A 19,840-nucleotide genomic window follows, 5' to 3' on the forward strand; every position below is an offset into this window, starting at 1 on the left:
CGGGCCGGCCGTCTCACTAGGCTGACGCGCATGGTCAGGACACGGGCGTGGCGGAACGGCGACGCGACGGAACGGGACTTCCCGGTCGACCGGATCTCGGACGTCGTCGCCGACTCGGGCATCGTCTGGGTCGACTACACCGACCCCACGCACGCCGACCTCGAGCAGGTCGAAGCGGAACTCGGCATCCACGCCCTCGCAGTCGAGGACGCCGTCGAGCACGGGCAGCGCCCGAAGCTCGACCGCTACCGGGACAGCCTGTTCCTGGTCGTCTACGACGTCGACGGGCTCGGAGACGACGGCGGACTCGTCACGCACGAGGTCAAGGCCTTCGTCACCGAGCACGCCCTCGTCACCATCCACGGCGCCGACGTCGACACCTCGGCGATGGAGCACCGGCTCACCGCGAACGCCGACATCGCCGGTCACGGGGTCCCGTGGCTCATGTGGGCGCTGCTCGACGCCGTCGTCGACCACGCGACCGACACCGTCGAGGACATCGAGCGACGGATCGACGACCTCGAGGACGACCTGTTCGAGCGGAGCAACGCCCGCGAGCAGCAGATCCAGCGGCGGTCCTTCCGCCTGCGCAAGGCGCTCGGCGTGCTGCGTCGCCTGGTCGTCCCGACCCGCGACAGCGTCGCCTCGCTGCTGCACGGCGACGCGGAGACGATCTCGGACGGCATCCGACCGTACTTCCGCGACGTCGAGGACCACCTGGTGTCGATCTCGGACTCCGTCGAGCAGCTGCGCGACGCGGTCTCCAGCGTCTTGGACACGAACCTCAACCTGGCGTCGAACCGGCAGAACACGGTGATGAAGAAGGTGACGAGCTGGGCCGCGATCATCGCCGTGCCCACCGCGATCACGGGCGCGTTCGGCATGAACGTCGCGTTCCCCGGCGAAGGGCACTGGTCCGGTCTGTCCCTGGCCATCGGTCTCGCCGTGGTCTCGTCGCTGCTGCTCTACGCCTCGTTCAAGCGTCGCGACTGGCTCTGACCGCGGCGGTGCCCACGCGCTCAGATCGCGAGCGCGAGCACCCCGGCGACCACGGTGAGCGGAGCCGCGATGCACCCGAGCAGCATGTACCTGCCCCACGACAGGTGCACGCCCTCGGCCGACAGCCGTGCGTGCCACAGCAGGGTGGCGAGCGAGGCCCACGGCGTCACCAGGCACCCGGCGTTCACGCCGATGAGGAGCGCCGCGTACCGCACGGCCTCGTGACCGGCAGCGGGCTCGAGCACCAGGTACGCGGGCAGGTTGTCGATCGCGTTCGCCGCCACCGCTCCCCCGGCGCCGAGCAGCAGGAGCGGTCCGGTCCCGGTGCCGTCGCCGAGCGCCCGCACGATCGGGTCGGTGAGCCCGGTGCTGTGCAGGGTCTCGACCACGACGAAGAGCCCGGCGGCGAACAGCAGCGTCGACCACGGCACCCGCGACGGCCGGAGCTCGGCGGGCGACCGGAACGCCGCGACGACGACGAGCACGAGGGCACCGGCGACGGCGGCGATCCAGACCGTCACCCCGGCGGTCAGCGCCACCACGAGCGCGACGAGCACAGCCGACGCCGCCCAGAACGACACCGGGTCGGACGGACGCCGCACCGACACCGGCGTGTAGCGCCCGAAGAGCTTGCCGCGGAACACCACGAGCAGGACGGCGCACGGCACGACGACCCCGGCGACGGCCGGCCACGCCATCAGCCCGGCGAAGGGCAGCGGTCCGCCGAGGCCCATCCGGTCGACGGCGAGCAGGTTCGTCAGGTTCGACACCGGCAGCAGCAGGGACGCGGTGTTCGCGAGCCAGACGGTGGTGAGCGCGAACGGCATCGGCGGCAGCCCGACCCGGCGCGCCAGTGAGATCACGATCGGGGTGAGCAGCACCGCGGTCGTGTCGATCGACAGGAACACGGTGCAGAGCACGGCGAGGACGACGACCGCACCCCAGAGCCCGATCGTGCGTCCTCCGCCGACACGTGCCGCGACGTCGGCGAGTCGGTCGAACACCCCGGCGTCCGCAGCGAGCTCGGCGACGATCGTCAGCCCGAGGACGAACCCGAGGACGGGCAGGACCCGCTCGGCCAGGACCCCGAGGTCGTCGAGCGGCAGCAGGCCGAGCGCGACGCACACCGCGCCGATGACGAGCAGCACTGCTCCGATGACGGCCTGACGCACGGGCGCTCCTCCACGAGTGCGCCGGGCAGGGTGTCCGGCGGCGCTCCAATGTACTGACCGGTAGCGTTGGCAGCACGACGACAGGAGGCCTCTGTGCGCAAGTTCATGTTCAACGGTGCGGTGTGGAGTTCGCTCATCAGCGGCTACAGCGTGCTCCAGACCACCCGCCAGGGACCCCGCGACTGGCGGCTCGCCCTGACGTGGGTCGCGTGGATCGCGACCACGATCGTGGCGATCGGCACGGTGGTCGAGGACGACCGCGCCGTCAAGGCGCGCCAGCCGTAGGTCGCGATCGCGACCACACGACGGACGGGAGGCCCGGTGCCAGCTGGCACCGGGCCTCCCGTCCGTCTCGTGTCCGGTGCGGAGCCCGTCAGCGCTGTGACGGCGGGATGTCGGACGTCTGGATCGGGCCGGTGAAGAGCGCCGCGCGGTCCTCCTGCCCCGGCGCGAACAGCGCCGAGTCGGCGGCGGTCGACGCCGTGCGCCGCCGCGGTGCCGTCTCGTCGACCATGAGCACGCGCTGGACCGGCAGGGCGTCGGGGTGGGTGCGCTGGATCCACTCGACGAGTTCCTCGCGGATGTAACAGCGCAGGTCGAACAGCGACGGCGCGTCGTGCGACGTCGCGAGGACCCGCACCCGCACGTACCCCTGCACGGCGTCGGTCACCTGCAGCACCTTGACGCGGCGGTCCCACAGCTCGGTGCGGTCGAGGATCCGGTCGAGCTCCTCGCGCATCTCCCCGGGGCGGACCCGCCAGTCCAGGTCCATCTCGACGGCACCGAGCAGTTCGCTGTTCGTGCGCGTCCAGTTCTCGAACGGGGTGCTCGTGAAGTACGTCGACGGCAGCACGAAGCGCCGGTCGTCCCACAGGTGCACGACCACGTAGGTCAGGGTGATCTCCTCGATCCGCCCCCACTGCTGCTCGACCACGACGACGTCGTCGACGCGGATCGACCCGGAGAACGCGAGCTGCATGCCGGCGAAGACGTTGCCGAGGGTCGACTGCGCCGCCAGACCCGCGACGACCGAGATGAGGCCGGCGCTCGCGAGGACGCTCGCGCCCGCGGCCTCGACCCCGTCGAAGGTGAGCAGGATCGCGCCGACGGCGATGATGACGAGCACGGCGACGGTCAGCCGCCGGATGATGAGGACCTGCGTGCGGATGCGGCGGGCCTGGCGGTTGTCGGGGACGTCGATGCGGAACCGGTGCAGGCCGAGGTCCTCGAGGAAGATCGCGATCTGGCACGCCAGCCAGCAGCCCACCGCGATCGTGACGATGAGGAACCCGTGCACGACCTCGTCGCGCCACGGGTACGCGTCGGCGTCGCGCGGGACGCTCGAGGTGAACGCGATCCAGAGCAGGACCACGAGCAGGGTGGTGCGGAACGGGTGCTTCGCCCGGCGCGAGAGCACGCCGGCCCACCGTTCCCGTCGCGCGACCGTCCGCAGCACCAGGTGCAGGACGACCGCGGCGACGGCGGTGATGAGGAGGGCGAACCCGATCGCGACCAGGAGTCGGAGGAGGATGTCCATCCCTCCATGCAAGCAACGAAACGACAGGCGTCGTTCAGAAAACCGGCCCCGGTCGCGACGGAGGCCCGGTGCGCACGACGCGCACCGGGCCTCCTGTCCGACCTGCTGACTACTTGCCGGACGTGAGCGAATCGACGAAGTCCTGGTGCTCGGAAGCCCACTTCTCGGTGATCGCGGGGTACTCGCTGGCCTTCGCGCCGCTGTTCACGAGCGCGTTCTCGAGCGAGTAGAGGGTGTCGGAGTCCATCGAGAAGTCCTCCATCCACTTCGACGCCTGCGGGAAGTCCTGCTCGAAGTCCTTCTTGGCGATCGTGTGGATCTCCTCGTTCTTGCCGAGCGCCCCCTTCGGGTCCTTCAGGTCCTTGATCGGGAAGGCGTCGTACGCCCAGTGCGGACGCCACAGCGTCACGACGACGTCCTCCTTCTTCGCGATCGAGGCCTTGAGGTCGGCGAGCATCGCCGGCGTCGAACTCGTGATGAAGTCCATGCCGTCCAGGCCGTACTGCGGGATGACCTGCTCGGACACGACCTTCGTCTCACCGGCGGCGGGCTCGATGCCGATGATCTTGTTGCCGAAGTCGGACGCGTGCGCCTTGAGCTCGTCGATCGAGTCGATGTCCGAGTACTTCGGCACCGCCAGTTCCAGCGACGCCTGGTCGTTCCAGGCGCCGAGGTCCGTCAGGTCCTTGCCGTACGTGTCCATGTACTCCTTGTGCGTGTTCGGCAGCCAGGTGTCGAACACCACGTCGTAGTCGCCGGATGCCAGGCCCGTGTACGCGGGTGCGACGTCGGAGTTCGTGAGCTGGACGTCGTAGCCCTTCTGCTCCAACACGTGCTTCCAGAGGTAGCTGGCGGCGGTGTCCTCGTCCCAACCGTTGAAGACGACGACGTGCATCGACTTCTGGTCGCCGTTGTCGACGGTGCCGGAGGCCCCGTAGTAGCCGGGCGGCATGCAGGCGGACAGGCCGACGGCGGTGGCGACGGCGAGGACGGCCGCCGCGAGGGTGCGCTTGGTTCGCTTCATGATCTGTTCCTTCCTCACGCGTCGACGGTCTGACGGTCGCTGACCGCTTCGGTGGTGGCGGCGGTCTGGGCGGTCGCCGCGTTCGGCGTCGCGGTCACGGCGGGCTTCCGCCCGCGCCTCCACGGCCGGGAGACACCACTCGCGTCGCCGCCGAGCGCTGCGGTCAGGCGGTCCAGCAGGATCGCCAGGACCACGACCGACAGGCCGGCTTCGGCCCCGAGACCGACGTCGATGCGGTTCAGCGAGGCGACGATCTGCTCGCCGAGGCCGCCAGCGCCGACCATGCCGGCGATGACGACCATCGACAGCGACAGCATGATGACCTGGTTGACGCCGGCCATGATGCTGGCCTTCGCCAACGGCAGCTGGATCTGGCGGAGGATGCGCCACGGGCTCGACCCGAAGGCGGCACCGGCCTCGACGACCTCGCTCGGGACCCCGCGGATACCGAGCTCGGTGAGCCGGACGCCGGGGGCCATCGCGAAGACGATCGTCGCGACGATGCCGGGGACGACGCCGACGCGGAACAGCAGCAGCGCCGGGATCAGGTAGACGAACGCCGGGGTCGTCTGCATGAAGTCCAGGACCGGGCGGATGATCCGGCTCGCGGCGTCGGACCGGGCGGCCCACACCCCGAGCGGGATGCTGAGCACGACGGCCAGACCGGCGGCGACCACGACGAGCGCGAGGGTGTTCATGGCGTTCGTCCACTGCCCGACGCTGACGATGAACAGCAGGCCGATGGCAGCGCCGAGCGCGAGCTTCCAGCCCTTCGCCAGGAACGCCAGCACGACGAGGACCGCGACGACGACCCAGAACGGCGGGGTGGACAGGAAGTACTCCATCCACGCGTCCATCCACGTGAACACGTAGCGGACGACGTCGAAGAAGCCGGACAGGTAGGTGGTGATCCAGTCGACGATCGCGGCGACCCACGTGCCGAGGGGCAGGTGGAAGTCACCGAAGGAGTTGGTACCGGGGGTGATCATGCGTGGTCTCCTTCGGCGAGGGTCGAGTCCATGTCGGAGTCGGAGATGCGGGTGACCGGTTCGAGCACCGGGATCGGCATCGTCGCGGTCGGCACGTTGCCGAGTGCCGCCAGCAGGGTGACGCGCGGGACGACGCCGAGCAGGCGCTGCTCGTCGTCGACGACGGCGATCGGCAGGGGCGACTCGACGGCGAGCTCGAACAGGTCGGTCAGCGCCGTGTCGGGGGCGACCCGGGCGTACTCGGTGTTCACGATCGCGTCGAGGTTCGTGTCGCCGGCCTTGACCTGGCGCATCACGTGGCGGTCGCGGACCCAGCCCTCGAGCTTGCGGCCACGACCGGTGACGAAGAGCGCGGCCGTCTGCAGGTCGCGCATGGTGCGCAGCGCTCCACGGGGACCGACCGTGAGCGGGACGGTGGCGCGGGCCGGCTCCATGACGCTCGCGGCGGTGAGCACGCGGGCGCGGTCGACGTCCTGCACGAACTGGGCGACGTAGTCGTTCGCCGGGTCGGTCAGGATGTCCTCCGGCGACCCGATCTGCACGATCCGGCCGTCGCGCATCACGGCGATCCGGTCACCGAGGAACATCGCCTCGTTGAGGTCGTGCGTGATGAAGACGATGGTCTTGCCGAGCCGCTGCTGCAGGTCGACGAGCTGCTCCTGCATCTCGCGGCGGATGAGCGGGTCGAGCGCGCTGAACGCCTCGTCCATGAGCAGGACGTCGGTCTCGGCGGCGAGCGCACGGGCGATGCCGACGCGCTGCTGCATGCCGCCCGACAGCTCGTCGGGCTTCGCGTCGGCCCAGACGTCCAGGCCGACCAGGTCGATGACCTCGCGGGCCTTCGCGAGCCGCGTCGTCTTGTCGACACCGTTCACCTCGAGGCCGTACGCGACGTTCTCGAGCACGGTGCGGTGCGGCAGCAGGGCGAAGTGCTGGAACACCATCGACACACTGGACCGGCGGATGTCGCGGATCCCCTTCGGCGTCGCGCCGGTGACCGTGCGGCCGCCGATCTCGACGCTGCCGGCGGTGGGCTCGAGCAGGCCGTTGAGCATCCGGATGAGGGTCGACTTGCCGGAGCCGGACAGCCCCATGACGACGAAGATCTCGCCGGGTCGGACGTCGAAGGACGCGTCGATGACCGCAGCGGATCCCTGCTCGCGGACCTCGTCGCGGGTGGCACCGGCGGCGAGGCGGCGGACGGCCTCGGCGGGTCGGCGGCCGAACACCTTGTAGACGTCGCGGACGCTGACCGCCGGCGACGTGGTGGGGTCCGGGGACGTGCCGGTGGGGTCCGGCGACGGGGTGTGCCGGCTCTGGGGTGGTGCGATGGACAACTGGGCTCCTCGCGTCGCCACGGCGAACGAGCGCGCGTGCGGCGACGGTGTGGTTGCGGACGGGTCGTCCGGGACGGTGCGCGCGGCCACGTCGAGCCCCGCGCAACGGCGCAGAGCGAGCGATCACGCACGCGAGGACCACGCTCGGGGCGGTCCCGGTCCGGCCGACCGTACGGCCCCGGCGCTGCTGGCCGTGGACGCGTCCTGGTCGTCGTGTCCCCGACCATCGGGCCTGTGGGGACGTTCAAACCTAACGGTGTCTTGTCCCCCGACCACAATCGACGTCCGCCGGAATCCCGGCACCGCTGTACCCCGTCGTCGGCGTGTCGCCCATGCACATGGGGATCGCGATCGTGTCCGTCTCGTTACAGATCAGCTCGTTCGGAGGTTTGTGTGCCGCCCCGGTTCCGTGCGCATGTAGGTTGGCGCGCATGACAGCGCAGAACGACACGGGCGTGAACCGTGCTCCGGCGAACGACTTCTCGCACGAGCAAGAGGGCTACCAGCACGGTCTGAAGCCCCGGCAGCTGCAGATGATCGCGATCGGTGGGGCCATCGGTACCGGACTCTTCCTCGGTGCGGGTGGACGACTCCACACCGCGGGCCCTGCGCTCGCGCTGACCTACCTGATCTGCGGCATCTTCGCGTTCTTCATCCTGCGCGCCCTCGGCGAGCTCGTGCTGCACCGTCCGTCGTCGGGGTCGTTCATCTCCTACGCGCGTGAGTTCTACGGCGAGAAGTTCGCCTACGCCGCCGGCTGGATGTACTTCCTGAACTGGGCGATGACCTCGATCGTCGACACCACCGCTGTCGCGATCTACCTGCAGTACTGGTCCGCGTTCACCGCCGCACCGCAGTGGCTCCTTGCGTTGATCGCCCTGATCGTCGTGCTCGCCGCCAACATGGTCGCGGTCAAGGTGTTCGGCGAACTCGAGTTCTGGTTCGCGCTCATCAAGGTCGCGGCACTCGTCGCGTTCCTCGTCGTCGCGATCATCTGGCTCGTCTTCGCGTTCCCGGTCGAGGCCGGCGGCGAAGCCGTCCGCACGGGCTTCTCGATCTGGGGCGACAACGGCGGGCTGTTCCCGAACGGGCTGCTCCCCGCGGTCATCGTGATCCAGGGTGTCGTCTTCGCGTACGCGGCGATCGAGCTCGTCGGCACCGCGTCCGGTGAGACGCAGAACACCGAGAAGGTCATCCCCCGCGCCATCAACTCCGTCGTGTTCCGCATCGCGGTCTTCTACGTCGGGTCGATCATCTTGCTCTCCCTGCTCCTGCCGTACACGGCGTACAAGGAGGGCGAGAGCCCGTTCGTGACGTTCTTCTCGTCGCTCGGCAACCCGCAGGTCGGGTCGATCGTCGGCGGCATCATGAACTTCGTCGTGCTCACCGCGGCACTGTCCTCGCTCAACGCCGGCCTGTACTCGACCGGTCGCGCCCTGCACTCGATGGGCATGAACGGCTCGGCGCCGAAGTGGACCACCAAGATGTCGAAGGGCGGTGTGCCGTACGCCGGCATCCTGCTCACCGCCGGCTTCACCGTCGCCGGCGTCGTCCTGAACTACTTCGTGCCGAGCCAGGCGTTCGAGATCGCGCTGAACATCGCGAGCCTCGGCATCATCACGGCGTGGGGCACGATCATCCTCTGCCAGATGCGGCTCCGGTCGTGGGCGAAGCAGGGACTGGCGAAGGAGCCGTCCTTCAAGCTGCCGGGTGCCCCGGTGACCGCGTGGCTCACCCTGGCGTTCCTGGCGTCGGTCATCGTGCTGATGGCGATCGACTACCCCGTCGGCACCTACACGATCGCGTCCCTCGTCATCGTGATCCCGCTGCTCATCGTCGGCTGGTTCCTGCAGCGCGACCGCATCCTGCGCATCGCGTCGCTCCGACAGGGCGTCACCGGTCCGTACCCGATCGGCGTCCGCGACCCGGCGAACCAGGTCCGTCGCGACGGCGAGGACGGCGGCGAGCAAAAGGGGTCCGACGACACCGTCTGATCTGTCCCCGGAGCGCAGCACGTCGCGCGCCGAGTGCAGTGGGTCCGGCACCCGTCGGTACGATCGGCGGGTGCCGGACCGCTCTGTCTCCCCTGCGTCTGTTCCACCCACCCTCGATCTCCAGCTCAGCTGGCGAGGCGCGTACGGACACCTCCGGGTGTTCCCCGACCGCCTCGAGGCCGAGACCGACTACGAGCGCGAGGCGCGGGTCTCCGTGCCGATGGACGCGGTGTCGGGGTGGCGCCTCGGACCGTGCGACGAGGACGCCGTCTGCGTCGAGTTCGTCACGGAGCCGGAGACCTTCCGCGTGCTGCTCGACACCTCGGACGAGCAGCTCGCCGCGCTGGCGATCCAGAAGGTGCTCGGGCCGCCGCTCACCACCGGCTGACGGTCCACGGGCGCTGCGCTCAGACGTCGCCCTCCGCGGCGAACTGCGTGATGCGGAACGTGGCGCCCTGCGGGTCCCGCAGCTCGGCCGCACGCGTCCACGGCCCCTGCCAGGTGCCGAGCACGGTCCCGCCGAGCTCCTCGGCCCGTGCGGCAGCGGCGTCACGGTCCGCCACGCTGAACGACACGTGCCAGTCGTCCGGCCCGTCGTCGAGTCGGGCGAGGGCGCCGATGACGTCCGCGAAGCCCTCCGGTGCGCCGACCTGCCGCTGCCGGGTGTCGGGGTCGGAGGTGGCCGCGAGGTGGTCCCCGTAGCCGGGCAGCCGGACCATCGCGCTCGGGCCCTCCTCGATGCCGGAGACCCGCCAGCCGAACAGCTGCTCGTAGAACGAGATCGCCTGCTCCGGTTCGGTCGAGCGGAGGTCACTGAAGACCCAGCCGCCGGGGGCGTTGATGTGCTGCGACCCGAGCCGGTCGCGCGCCTGCCAGAGTCCGAACGCCGCACCGCGCGGATCGACGCAGTCGACGCTGCGGCCCGCGGCGCCACCCGGCCCGGCGTCCTCCGCCGGAGCGGCGGTGCCACCGAGCTCGACGACCCGAGCGGCCACCGCCTCGGCGTCGTCCACGGCGATGTACGTGGTCCACGACGCCGGCTCGTCACCCGAGGCGATCGCGCCGACCTCTCGTCCGTCGATGCTCACGATCCGGTACGAGCCGGGGGCCCCGGGCGGCAGGCGCTCCTCGGAGTCCCAGCCGAACAGACCGCCGTAGAACGCCTGCGCGGCGTCGGGGTCCGGGTGTCGTCCGTCGATCCAGCTCGGCACGCCCTGCGGGTAGGTGCGAGGGGTCTGGTCCGTCATGGTGTCTCCCGAGGTCGCCGACGCCCGGGTCGGATGCCCCAGGTCTACCGCTGACCGCCGACGTCGGCCGGGTCGGTCGTCGGGTCCGTCGTCGGGTCAGTCGACGGGTCAGTCGTCGGTGTCGACCTGGTCGGTGACGACGTCGCCCGAACCGGCGTCGATCCGGACGCTGTGCTTGGTGCCGGACCCGTCGACGACGTCACCCTCCCAGACCACCTTGCCCAGGTGGTCGTCGAGGCCGAGCTCGGTGATCGAACCGGCGTGCAGGTCCTCGAAGGCACTGACGGCCCCGCTGACGTCGAGGTCGGCCGCTGCGACGAACCGGTCGTGCTCGGCACGGTCGTCGGCGTCGGCGGTCTCGGTCTGCGGGGTACCGGTCACCCCGGTGCCGGCGGCGTCGGTGTGCACCTCGTGCTCGGTGCCGTCCTTCGTCACGACGAGGACCTCGTACGCGCTGCCGCGCTGCTCCTGCTCGACCGAGATGACGGTGCCGGAGCCGACGCTCCCGCGTGCGGTCGCGACGGCGGCGAGCAGGGCGTCGTTCGACGTCGCCGAGGCGGCGGTCGCGGACGCGCCACCCGACGTGCCGGTGGTGGCGCCCGTCGCGGCCGATCCGTTCGAGGACGACGCCGCCGAGTCGGACGACCCGTCGGTGGAGCAGCCGGTGAGGGCGAGCGCGGCCACGACGGGCAGGGCGGCGAGGGCGGCGACGCGGCGGGCAGAGGGCTTCTGGAGCTGGGTGCGGAAGGTCATGGGACGAGCATGTCGGCGGGGTGCTGAAGCAGACCTGAAGCCGCCTGTTCAGCCGCCGAGTGCGATGCGCACGACGAACCGCGCCCCGCCGAGCGGCGAGTCCGCCACCGTCGCCTCGCCGCCGTGCGCCCGGACGGCGTCCCGCACGATCGCCAGACCGAGGCCGGCACCACCGGCGTCGCGGCTGCGGGCCTCGTCGAGCCGGACGAACCGCTCGAACACCCGGTCGCGCTCGGCCGCCGGGATCCCGGTGCCGTCGTCGTCCACGGTCAGCACCGCGGCGCCGTCCTGCTCGACCAGGGCCACCGCGACGCGCGACGTGGCGTGCCGGACGGCGTTGTCGACGAGGTTCCGGACCACGCCGGTGAGCAGCCGTTCGTCGCCGAGCACGCGTGCGGCGGAGATCCCGGAGCCGCCGACCCGGATCACGCGGTCGCCGGTCGCCCCACCCGGCACCCGGGCCCGCGCCCGCGCTCGCGCCACGGCGTCGAGTGCGAGGTCGTCGAGGTCCACGGGACGACGGACGCCCGCGCCGCCCTCGTCGAGCCGTGACAGCTCGAGCAGCCCGGCGACGAGGTCCTGCAGGCGCACGGCCTCGGACCGCACGACGTCGGAGAACTCGGCGACGTCGGTGCGGTCCGGGTACGCGACGGCGACCTCTGCGTGCTGACGGAGGGACGCGATCGGCGACCGCAGCTCGTGCGAGGCGTCGGACACGAACTGCCGCTGCCCCGCCGCGGATCGGTCGAGCCGGTCGAGCATGGCGTTCATGGTGGTCGCGAGCCGGGCGATCTCGTCGCCGGTGTCCGGCACGACCACGCGGGCATCGGGCTGCGCGGCACGGATCGTCTCGACCTCGGTGCGCATCCGTTCCACCGGCCGCAACGACCGCCCGGTCACGGACCACGTCACGATCCCGAGCACGAGGACGAGCACCGGCACCCCGACGACGAGGAGCACCACGGCGGTCCGGATCGCGGTGTCGGTCTGCTCGAGGGAGACGCCGTACACCAAGGTCGCCTCACCCCCACCGGGCAGGTCGACGTCGTCGGCGACGAGCAGCCAGCGTTCGCCGTCGTGCGACCACCGGGACTCGTCGGCGGTCGGCAGGGCCGGAGCGTCGGCGTCCTCGCCGTGTGCGAGGACCGAGCCGCCGTCGCCGACCACCTGCACCAGGACGTCCTCGTAGTCGGTCACCGCACCGGCACCGTCGGACTCGACCCGCGACGACACCTGTTCGAGTCCGGCCTCGGCGGACGTCCGCACCCCGTCGAGCAGCACCAGGCGGAGCACCACGACGAACCCCACGGCACCGACGACCAGGGCGGCGAGCACGACCACGCCGGCGCCGAGCGTGGTCCGCGCGCGCACGGACCGGAAGCGGCGCATGCGGACCGTCCCCCGGTCAGCCACCGTCGGCCGCCAGTCGGTAGCCCGCACCGCGGACGGTCTCGAGTGACGTCCGCCCGAACGGCCGGTCGAGCTTGCGCCGGAGGTGCCCGACGTACACCTCGACGATGTTCGGGTCGCCCTCGAAGTCGACGTCCCAGACGTTCTCGATCACCTCGCGCTTCGAGCACACCTGCCCGGAGCGCCGCGCGAGGTACTCGAGCACCGCGAACTCGCGGCTCGTCAGGTCGACGGGGGCTCCCGCACGCGTCACCGTCCGTGCGGCCGGGTCGACGACCAGGTCGCCGAGGGTCAGCACCGCCGGGCGCTCCCGCGCACCGCGGCGGACGAGCGCGCGCAGCCGGGCGACGAGGACCGGGTGCGAGAAGGGCTTCGTGACGTAGTCGTCGGCGCCCGCGTCGAGGGCCTCGACCTGGTCCCACTCGCCGTCCTTGGCGGTGAGCATGAGCACCGGCGTCCAGTCCTGGTCGGCCCGGAGCTGGGCGCAGACCGCCCATCCGCTCATCCCCGGCATCATGAGGTCGAGGACGATCGCGTCGTAGCGGAACTCGCGGGCGTGCCACAGACCGTCGACGCCGTCGTGGGCGACGTCGACCGCCCACCCCTCGGCCTCGAGGCCGCGACGGACGCCGTCGGCGAGCCGCACCTCGTCGTCGACCACCAGGACACGCATGGCGACGATCCTGCCGTGCCGCCCTGAAGCAGCGCTGAAGCGACGCCCGACGGCGATCGGCTCAGACCAGCAGCAGGATCCCGGCGACGACCGCGGCCACGGCGATGGCGAGCGCGATGAGCAGCAGCACGAGGTGCACCGTGTAGAACGTCGTCGGCTTGCCCGCGGCGTCCCGCGCGCGGGTGTCCTTCGCGACGCGCTGGAAGAAGCGCGGCCAGGTGACGACGTTGAAGACGGCACCGATGAACAGGACGACTGCGGCGAAGACGAGCACCGTCCGAGTCTAGACAACGAGTGTCGGTGGTGCTCGGCCGCCCCCAACGCGGCCGAGTCCCACCGATGAGCCACAGGATCTGTAGCACTTGCTACAAACCCTACACGGGCGTCGGGAGACCGTCGAGCCACCCCTTCGGGCTACACGGAGTCGAGCGCTGATTCGGCCTCGGCGAGGACGGCTCGCTCGGCATCGGTCAACGGCGCTCGCGTCCGCCGGAGCCCGTCGTTGACCTCGACGATCGCGCGGCTCAACCGCGTGGCGGGGTCATCGGTCGACGGGTAGGCGTTGTCGGCACCGATCCGCTCGTGCAGCGGCTCGAGACGGCGCAGCGCCGCGTCGACCCGGCGGGTGCGCCGACGTCGCGAGACCCGGTGTCCGACGACGAGCAGCAGCATCCCCGTCGAGACGCAGATCACGGCACCGGGCGTCGTGACGTCGTACGGCAGCGCGAGGGAGCGCATCCGGTCGAGGTCCCCCAGGACGTGCGCCAGGTCCATGACCACGACGACGACCATCCGGACGACCCCGAGGACACCGCCGAGCACCAGCACCCACAGCCCGACCAGGTCCGTCGTCGTCCGCGCCTCGCGCAGGCGGAGGACGCAGATGAGGCCCGTCGCGCCGAGCGCCACCCCGAGGTACACGGTCTGCGCGATCGAGTAGACGGTCGCGGCCGGGTGCGACCCGGCGTCGAGCATGAACGTCGTCGTGGTGGCGGGCCTGTCTAGCACCACGAAGGCGACGACCACCACGACCACCACCGCGGCGCACGACACCACGATCGCGTTCCGGAGCCAGGGCCGCGCCGCCCCGACCGCCTTCGCCACGCCCCAGAGCAGCGTGCTCGTGCCGGCGACCATCAGGCAGTCGCTGACCACGGTCACCACGTTGGAGCCGCCGAGCAGCGGGTCGAGCCACCGGTACAGCGGATCGACGTTCGTGACGATGGTGCCGGCGAACAGCAGGAAGGTCACCGCCAGGGTCCGGTCCTGCCCGCGTTGCAGGACGAAGAGCGCGATCGTCCCGGCGATGAGCAGCACCGCCTGGACGACGGCGACGATCACCCGAAGACCCCGCGGAAGGCGCTCGGGCGGCCGCGGTGCCGCCGGATGAGCGTCGCGAGCGCGTCGGCGAAGACCTCGGCCTCGTGCTCGTACGCGTTCGAGAACATCCCCCGCGCCAGCGCCCGCTCGACCTTGTACTCGGGCAGGTCCGGGATGACGTCGCGGATGTAGGCCGACTGTGGCGCGTGCTCCTGGTGCCGGTGCAGGACGTGACCGAGCTCGTGTCCGATGACGAACGCCCGGAAGGTCGGCGACGCGGTCGGCGAGATCATGATCAGGTGGGCGTGCTCGAGCGTGGCGACGAAGCCGCACACCGGCTCCGTCGCCAGGAACGCCTCTTCGCGGACGACGATGGGCTTGTCCACGACGACGGCCGCGGCGGCGACGGCCTGGTCGACGTCGGACCACCCCTCGACCGCGCCGCGTGCCCAGAAGGACTCGAGCAGCGGGTCGGTCACGCCACGCTCCCGCGCTGTGATTCCTCCTCGAGCACCTCGGCGATGCGCCGCAGCGCCTCGGGCGAGAGCTCGCCGGGGAACGTGCGTGCAGCGAACCCGCTCACGCGAGCGGAGCGCAGGGAGCGGACGAGGGCGAGCTGGGCGCCGATGCGCTCGGGGACGTCGCTGTCCTCGAGCAGGAAGCGCTCGTCGACCTCGAAGTACCCGGCGAGGAGCCGCAGGAGCTCGGTGTCGCGGTTGCGTCGGCCGTCGCCGGAGAGCATGTAGGTCCACTTCGCCCGCGAGAGCGAACCGCCGCGGGCGGCGACGTACTCCTCGATCGAGGCGAACGGCACCGGGGTACCGCGCTGGGACTCCTCGAAGTCGAGCAGCAGGTTGATGCGCCGTGCGAGTTCGGCGGCGTCCAGGACCCCGCCCCTCGGATCACCGGTCTCCATGTCGGACTCCTCCCCAGCCGTGCGTGCACGACATCGTAGCGCGGCGGACACCGTGCACGCCGTTAGCCTCGAGGGCATGGCCCGCAGCTTCCCCGCGACGATCGCCGCCCCGGTCGAGCACGAGATCGTCATCACGAAGTCGCGGTTCATCACCACGGTCGCCCCCGTGTCGGACGTCGCGGACGCCGAACGGGTCATCGCCGAGGTGAAACGGCGCCGCTGGGACGCCCGGCACAACTGCACCGCGATGGTCACCGGCACGCTCGGCGACCAGGCTCGGTCGTCGGACGACGGTGAACCGTCGGGCACGGCGGGCGTGCCGATGCTCGAGGTGATACGCCGCCGCGACCTCACCGACGTGGTCGCCGTCGTGACGCGCTACTTCGGCGGCGTGAAGCTCGGCGCCGGCGGACTCGTCCGCGCCTACTCGACCTCGGTCTCCGAGGCCCTCGACACTGCCTCGCTCGTCCGGCGCGAGGCGCTCACGCAGGTGCACTTCGACGCCCCGCACGCCGAGGCCGGCCGGCTCGACAACGTCCTGCGCGACTGGGTCCGGCACCACCACGCGACCCTCGGTACGACGACCTACGGACGCGCGGCGACGTTCGAGGTGTGGGTGCCCGCCGACGCGCTCGCGACCCTGACCGCCGACCTCGCAGCGGCCTCCGCCGGCGCCGTCGATCTCGTGATCGGCGCGGAACGGATCGTCGACGTCGCCGCGGACTGAATCCGACCGCCGGACGCACCTCGGGCGTGTCCCGCTCGGAACGCGTGCACACCCCCGGAACGCACGAAGGCCCCGACTCGATGAGTCGGGGCCTTCGTTGTTGTGGTGCACCCCCTCGGACTTGAACCGAGAACCCACTGATTAAGAGTCAGTTGCTCTGCCAATTGAGCTAGAGGTGCATGTTCCGGCTTCCGTGCCGCAACGGGAATCAACAATAGCATGGGTTCTGCGCGCTCACGACCACTCGTGGGCACCAAGCGAACAGGAGCACCATGACCGACCGTCTCGCCGCCGGCGACACCGCCCCCGACTTCACACTGCCGGACCAGGACGGCGTCGAGCACTCGCTCGCCGCACTGCGGGGCAAGAAGGTCATCGTGTACTTCTACCCGGCGGCGTCCACCCCCGGTTGCACCACCGAGGCCTGCGACTTCCGCGACAACATGTCGTCGCTGCAGGCAGCCGGCTACGAGGTCCTCGGCGTCTCGAAGGACGAGCAGGCGAAGCTCAAGACCTTCCAGCACGAGCAGGCGCTCACGTTCCCACTGCTGAGCGACCCGGACCTCGCGGTGCACAAGGCGTACGCCGCGTGGGGCGAGAAGAACAACTACGGCAAGATCGTGACCGGCACGATCCGCTCCACGATCGTCGTCGACGAGGACGGCACCGTGCAGCTGCCGCTGTACAACGTCAAGGCGACCGGACACGTGGCGAGCCTGCGGAAGAAGCTCGGCCTGGTCTGAGGACCCGGCCACGCACTGGAGGCCCGGTGCCGGTTCCGAGAACCGGCACCGGGCCTCCAGTGCGCTGTCTGCAGACCGCCCTCGCAGGCTCGGCCGGCGCTGGCGCCGCGCGCCGCTGGCGCGTCGCCCCGTGCGGGGCGCGCGCTACTCCACCGGACGCGCGAGCGCGGCCGTCACCGACCGCGACAGCACGAACGTGATGCCGAGCAGTGCGGGGATCAGCAGGACCCAGCCGACCGCCGGCTCGCGGAAGACGCCCTGGAACGCGCCGATCGCGATCGCACCCTGCAGGACCTGCCAGACGATGATCCCCGAGCGCACCCAAGCGCGCCGCTTCCACAGGCCGTTCAGGAGCGCACCGAGCCAGAGCGCCGCGACGGCCGACAGGATCGTCAGGGCGATCCCGGACGCAAGGCTCGACGCCGGCGCGACGATCAGCTCGACGACCAGGACGACCGTGACCACGACGAGCGCCGCGAACTCGAGGCCGACCACCACCAGCAGGCCGATCAGCGCGCGTGAGCGTCGCTCAGGACGGTCGACCGCCGTCGGGTCGTCATCGTGCACAGTGATCCTCCAGCATCGGAACCCTTGATTTGCCCCTACCAGTATGGAACGATATTCGAGGTCGTTTGGACGGCACGATGTGGTGTGCGTCTCCCGTGGTTCGTCGCTCCTCCCCCGAGCGTCACGCGGGCGTCAGACTCGCTTCCAGCGGACTCCTCCCCACAGTTGTCCCCTCATGCCTCATGCATGGTCAGCGTTCCGATCCCCCGAACCCCGGCCCCGGCCTGCCGTTCGAGCATCGACATCAAGGAGCACCACACATGGACTGGCGTGACAAGGCAGCTTGCCTCACCGCGGACCCCGAGCTCTTCTTCCCCGTCGGGAACACCGGGCCCGCCGTCGATCAGATCGAGAAGGCCAAGTCGGTCTGTGCGCGCTGCACGGTCACCGAGATGTGCCTGCAGTACGCACTCGAGAACAACCAGGACTCCGGCGTCTGGGGTGGCCTCAGCGAGGACGAGCGTCGTGCGCTGAAGCGTCGCGCCGCCCGCGCCCGCCGCGCTTCCTGACCCGGTCCCGCCTGACGCACTGACGCCCGTCGTCCCCTCGGGGACGGCGGGCGTCGTCCTGCCCGTGGTCGGCGGGGCGGCGCGGGGCGCTGGTCCTCGGGGTTCCACAACACGCCGCGCGCTGACCGTCGAGGTTCCACAACACGCGCGATCGCACGCCGAGATGCGCAGATCTCGGAAGCTCGGCGCGGGCGCGGCGGCGGGTGCCCCGCAGATGCGGGGGCGCCCATGCGCGCCCCCGCAAGGGCATTGCGCCCCGAAGAGCCGGGGCGCAATGCCCGTGCGCGGGCGCGAACCCGACGCGCAACTCCCGCGGGCGCGGCGCGGCGCAGGGGCTAGGCGGGAGCGGTCAGCCAGCGGAACGGGATGGTGATCGTCACCTCGGTACCGCTGCCGGTCAGGGTGTGCCAGTCGATCGTGCCGCCGAGCTCGCCCTGGATGAGCGTGCGGACGATCTGGGTGCCGAGGCCCGACCCGACCTTCCCCTCGGGCAGACCCACGCCGTTGTCACGGACCTCGATCTCCAGGTGGTCGTCGAACCGGCGGGCGACGATCTCGACCTCGCCGTCGCGGCCGTCCAGCCCGTGCTCGACGGCGTTCGTGACGAGCTCGGTGAGCCCGAGTGCGAGCGGCGTGGCAGCCTCGGACGGCAGCACCCCGAACTCGCCGGTCTTCTTCGGGTGCACGGTGGTGTTGTGCGACGCGGCGACCTCGGTGACGAGCTTGAGCACCGAGTCGAAGACGTCGTCGAAGTCGACCGTCTGGCTCAGGCCGCTCGACAACGTGTCGTGCACGACCGCGATGGCTGCCACGCGACGCATGGCGTTCTGCAGCGAGGTCCGTGCCTCGTCGGAGTGCGTGCGACGAGCCTGGATGCGCAGCAGCGACGCCACCGTCTGCAGGTTGTTCTTGACGCGGTGGTGGATCTCGCGGATCGTCGCGTCCTTGGTGATGAGCTCGCGCTCCTGGTGCCGGAGCTCCGACACGTCGCGGCAGAGCACGATCGCACCGATGCGGTCGCCGTGGTCGCGGAGCGGGATCGACCGCAGCGACACCGTCACGCCCTTCGACTCGATGTCGGCCCGCCACGGAGCGCGACCGGTGACGACGAGGGGAAGCGACTCGTCGACGTCGAGCTGCGCGCCGATGAGCTCGGTGGTGACCTCGGCCAACGACTTCCGCTCGAGCTCCCCCTCGAAGCCCATCCGGTTGAAGGCGCTCAGGCCGTTCGGGCTGGCGAACGTCACGATGCCGGCGGTGTCGAGGCGCAGCAGGCCGTCACTGGCGCGCGGGGCGCCGCGGCGCGGACCGGCCGGTGCGCCGAGGTCCGGGAAGTCGCCCGTCGCGATCATGCCGAACAGGTCGTTCGCACTCGCGGTGAAGTTCAGTTCCTGACGGCTCGGCGTCCGCATCTCGTCCTGGTTGGAGTGGCGCGTGACGACGGCGATCGGCCGCTCGGTGGTCTCCGCACTCTTGGCACTGAGCCGCCGCAGTACTGGGATCGCGCGGACCCGGGTGGGGGTGTCCTCGTACCAGTCGGGCTCGGCGGAGTCGACGACGCGGGCGCCGGCGAAGCTCTCGGTCACCTGGCCGCGCCACTCCTCGCGGATCTCCTGCCCGACGATGTCGCGGTAGAACAGCGTGGCCGCGGAGCTCGGTCGGGCGTGTGCCACGGCGACGAACGAGCCGTCCTCGGCAGTCGGCACCCACAGCACCATGTCGGCGAAGGACAGGTCGGCGAGGAGCTGCCAGTCCCCCACGAGCAGGTGGAGCCACTCCACATCGGCTTCGGAGGAACGGCCTTGCGCGAGGACGAGGTCACTGAGGGTCGACACCCAGCCAGTCTAGGTGCGCCGTCTTGTGGAGAACGTCGCCCTCTCCACAGGCCCAACAGCTTCGTATTTCTCATGTTGCACGCCCCAT

The 19,840-nt window shown here is 70.8% G+C and carries 22 protein-coding genes and 1 tRNA gene; 7 read left to right on the forward strand and 16 right to left on the reverse strand.

The features are described 5' to 3' along the window. Positions 1–30: 30 nt before the first annotated feature. The gene (locus tag DEJ14_RS11800) at positions 31–999 is read left to right on the forward strand and encodes a magnesium transporter CorA family protein (protein ID WP_111085945.1); all 969 of its coding nucleotides are present in this window, start codon (positions 31–33) and stop codon (positions 997–999) included. Positions 1,000–1,019: 20 nt separating this feature from the next. Here DEJ14_RS11800 and DEJ14_RS11805 read toward each other — a convergent pair whose 3' ends face one another. After that, positions 1,020–2,171: an SLC13 family permease gene (locus DEJ14_RS11805; RefSeq protein WP_111085946.1), complete on the reverse strand. Its 1,152-nt coding sequence runs from the start codon at positions 2,169–2,171 to the stop codon at positions 1,020–1,022. A gap of 93 nt (positions 2,172–2,264) precedes the next feature. Here DEJ14_RS11805 and DEJ14_RS11810 point away from each other — a divergent pair, with 93 nt between their 5' ends. After that, the gene (locus DEJ14_RS11810; protein WP_111085947.1) at positions 2,265–2,456 is read left to right on the forward strand and encodes a hypothetical protein; all 192 of its coding nucleotides are present in this window, start codon (positions 2,265–2,267) and stop codon (positions 2,454–2,456) included. 88 nt (positions 2,457–2,544) lie between these two features. On the opposite strand, the gene DEJ14_RS11815 is transcribed toward DEJ14_RS11810, so the two are convergent. The 4 genes from DEJ14_RS11815 to DEJ14_RS11830 all read right to left on the reverse strand — a co-directional run bounded on the left by DEJ14_RS11815 (position 2,545) and on the right by DEJ14_RS11830 (position 7,058). Next, positions 2,545–3,708: a mechanosensitive ion channel family protein gene (locus DEJ14_RS11815; protein WP_111085948.1), complete on the reverse strand. Its 1,164-nt coding sequence runs from the start codon at positions 3,706–3,708 to the stop codon at positions 2,545–2,547. A gap of 109 nt (positions 3,709–3,817) precedes the next feature. Continuing rightward, complete coding sequence (locus DEJ14_RS11820) at positions 3,818–4,732, reverse strand: glycine betaine ABC transporter substrate-binding protein (protein WP_111085949.1); 915 nt, start codon at positions 4,730–4,732, stop codon at positions 3,818–3,820. A gap of 14 nt (positions 4,733–4,746) precedes the next feature. After that, positions 4,747–5,721 (reverse strand): ABC transporter permease, encoded by a 975-nt coding sequence (locus tag DEJ14_RS11825; protein ID WP_111085950.1) that lies wholly within the window; start codon positions 5,719–5,721, stop codon positions 4,747–4,749. Next, positions 5,718–7,058, reverse strand: coding sequence for a quaternary amine ABC transporter ATP-binding protein (locus DEJ14_RS11830; RefSeq protein ID WP_502868758.1), 1,341 nt, complete (start codon positions 7,056–7,058; stop codon positions 5,718–5,720). Before DEJ14_RS11830 ends, DEJ14_RS11825 begins: the two co-directional genes overlap by 4 nt. Positions 7,059–7,489: 431 nt before the next feature. Here DEJ14_RS11830 and DEJ14_RS11835 point away from each other — a divergent pair, with 431 nt between their 5' ends. Further along, complete coding sequence (locus DEJ14_RS11835) at positions 7,490–9,052, forward strand: amino acid permease (protein ID WP_111085951.1); 1,563 nt, start codon at positions 7,490–7,492, stop codon at positions 9,050–9,052. 70 nt (positions 9,053–9,122) lie between these two features. Then, complete coding sequence (locus DEJ14_RS11840; RefSeq protein ID WP_146249783.1) at positions 9,123–9,440, forward strand: hypothetical protein; 318 nt, start codon at positions 9,123–9,125, stop codon at positions 9,438–9,440. Positions 9,441–9,459: 19 nt separating this feature from the next. Here the strand turns inward: DEJ14_RS11840 and DEJ14_RS11845 are convergent, their stop codons facing one another. From DEJ14_RS11845 to DEJ14_RS11880, 8 genes are all read right to left on the reverse strand, one after another. Beyond that, complete coding sequence (locus DEJ14_RS11845; protein ID WP_111085953.1) at positions 9,460–10,299, reverse strand: VOC family protein; 840 nt, start codon at positions 10,297–10,299, stop codon at positions 9,460–9,462. Between the two features lie 108 nt (positions 10,300–10,407). Beyond that, a complete protein-coding gene (locus DEJ14_RS11850; RefSeq protein WP_111085954.1) occupies positions 10,408–11,052 on the reverse strand; it encodes a PepSY domain-containing protein in 645 nt (214 codons plus the stop codon). Between the two features lie 48 nt (positions 11,053–11,100). Continuing rightward, positions 11,101–12,441, reverse strand: a complete 1,341-nt coding sequence (locus DEJ14_RS11855) for a sensor histidine kinase (protein WP_111086020.1) — start codon at positions 12,439–12,441, stop codon at positions 11,101–11,103. 16 nt (positions 12,442–12,457) lie between these two features. After that, positions 12,458–13,135, reverse strand: a complete 678-nt coding sequence (locus DEJ14_RS11860; RefSeq protein WP_111085955.1) for a response regulator transcription factor — start codon at positions 13,133–13,135, stop codon at positions 12,458–12,460. Between the two features lie 61 nt (positions 13,136–13,196). Further along, positions 13,197–13,409: an SCO4848 family membrane protein gene (locus DEJ14_RS11865; RefSeq protein ID WP_111085956.1), complete on the reverse strand. Its 213-nt coding sequence runs from the start codon at positions 13,407–13,409 to the stop codon at positions 13,197–13,199. 140 nt (positions 13,410–13,549) lie between these two features. Continuing rightward, entirely contained in the window at positions 13,550–14,476 is a 927-nt protein-coding gene (locus DEJ14_RS11870) for a hypothetical protein (protein WP_111085957.1), read from the reverse strand. Next, positions 14,473–14,934, reverse strand: a complete 462-nt coding sequence (locus DEJ14_RS11875) for an ImmA/IrrE family metallo-endopeptidase (RefSeq protein ID WP_111085958.1) — start codon at positions 14,932–14,934, stop codon at positions 14,473–14,475. Before DEJ14_RS11875 ends, DEJ14_RS11870 begins: the two co-directional genes overlap by 4 nt. After that, on the reverse strand, positions 14,931–15,371 hold the full coding sequence (locus tag DEJ14_RS11880; RefSeq protein ID WP_111085959.1) for a hypothetical protein: 441 nt from the start codon (positions 15,369–15,371) through the stop codon (positions 14,931–14,933). Before DEJ14_RS11880 ends, DEJ14_RS11875 begins: the two co-directional genes overlap by 4 nt. A 76-nt stretch (positions 15,372–15,447) precedes the next feature. On the opposite strand from DEJ14_RS11880, the gene DEJ14_RS11885 reads away from it, so the two are divergent. After that, positions 15,448–16,098: a YigZ family protein gene (locus DEJ14_RS11885; RefSeq protein WP_111085960.1), complete on the forward strand. Its 651-nt coding sequence runs from the start codon at positions 15,448–15,450 to the stop codon at positions 16,096–16,098. Positions 16,099–16,201: 103 nt separating this feature from the next. Here the strand turns inward: DEJ14_RS11885 and DEJ14_RS11890 are convergent. Then, positions 16,202–16,277, reverse strand: a tRNA-Lys gene (locus DEJ14_RS11890). A 93-nt stretch (positions 16,278–16,370) separates the two neighbouring features. On the opposite strand from DEJ14_RS11890, the gene bcp reads away from it, so the two are divergent. After that, positions 16,371–16,841, forward strand: coding sequence for a thioredoxin-dependent thiol peroxidase (bcp, locus tag DEJ14_RS11895; RefSeq protein ID WP_111085961.1), 471 nt, complete (start codon positions 16,371–16,373; stop codon positions 16,839–16,841). A gap of 144 nt (positions 16,842–16,985) precedes the next feature. Here bcp and DEJ14_RS11900 read toward each other — a convergent pair whose 3' ends face one another. Next, positions 16,986–17,408, reverse strand: a complete 423-nt coding sequence (locus DEJ14_RS11900) for a hypothetical protein (protein WP_111085962.1) — start codon at positions 17,406–17,408, stop codon at positions 16,986–16,988. A gap of 260 nt (positions 17,409–17,668) precedes the next feature. Here DEJ14_RS11900 and DEJ14_RS11905 point away from each other — a divergent pair, with 260 nt between their 5' ends. Continuing rightward, positions 17,669–17,917, forward strand: coding sequence for a WhiB family transcriptional regulator (locus DEJ14_RS11905; protein ID WP_017888820.1), 249 nt, complete (start codon positions 17,669–17,671; stop codon positions 17,915–17,917). 335 nt (positions 17,918–18,252) lie between these two features. Here DEJ14_RS11905 and DEJ14_RS11910 read toward each other — a convergent pair whose 3' ends face one another. Next, on the reverse strand, positions 18,253–19,752 hold the full coding sequence (locus DEJ14_RS11910) for a sensor histidine kinase (protein ID WP_111085963.1): 1,500 nt from the start codon (positions 19,750–19,752) through the stop codon (positions 18,253–18,255). Positions 19,753–19,840 lie beyond the last annotated feature (88 nt).

Source organism: Curtobacterium sp. MCJR17_020 (assembly GCF_003234365.2).
In the GTDB taxonomy this organism is placed as follows: Bacteria; Actinomycetota; Actinomycetes; order Actinomycetales; family Microbacteriaceae; genus Curtobacterium.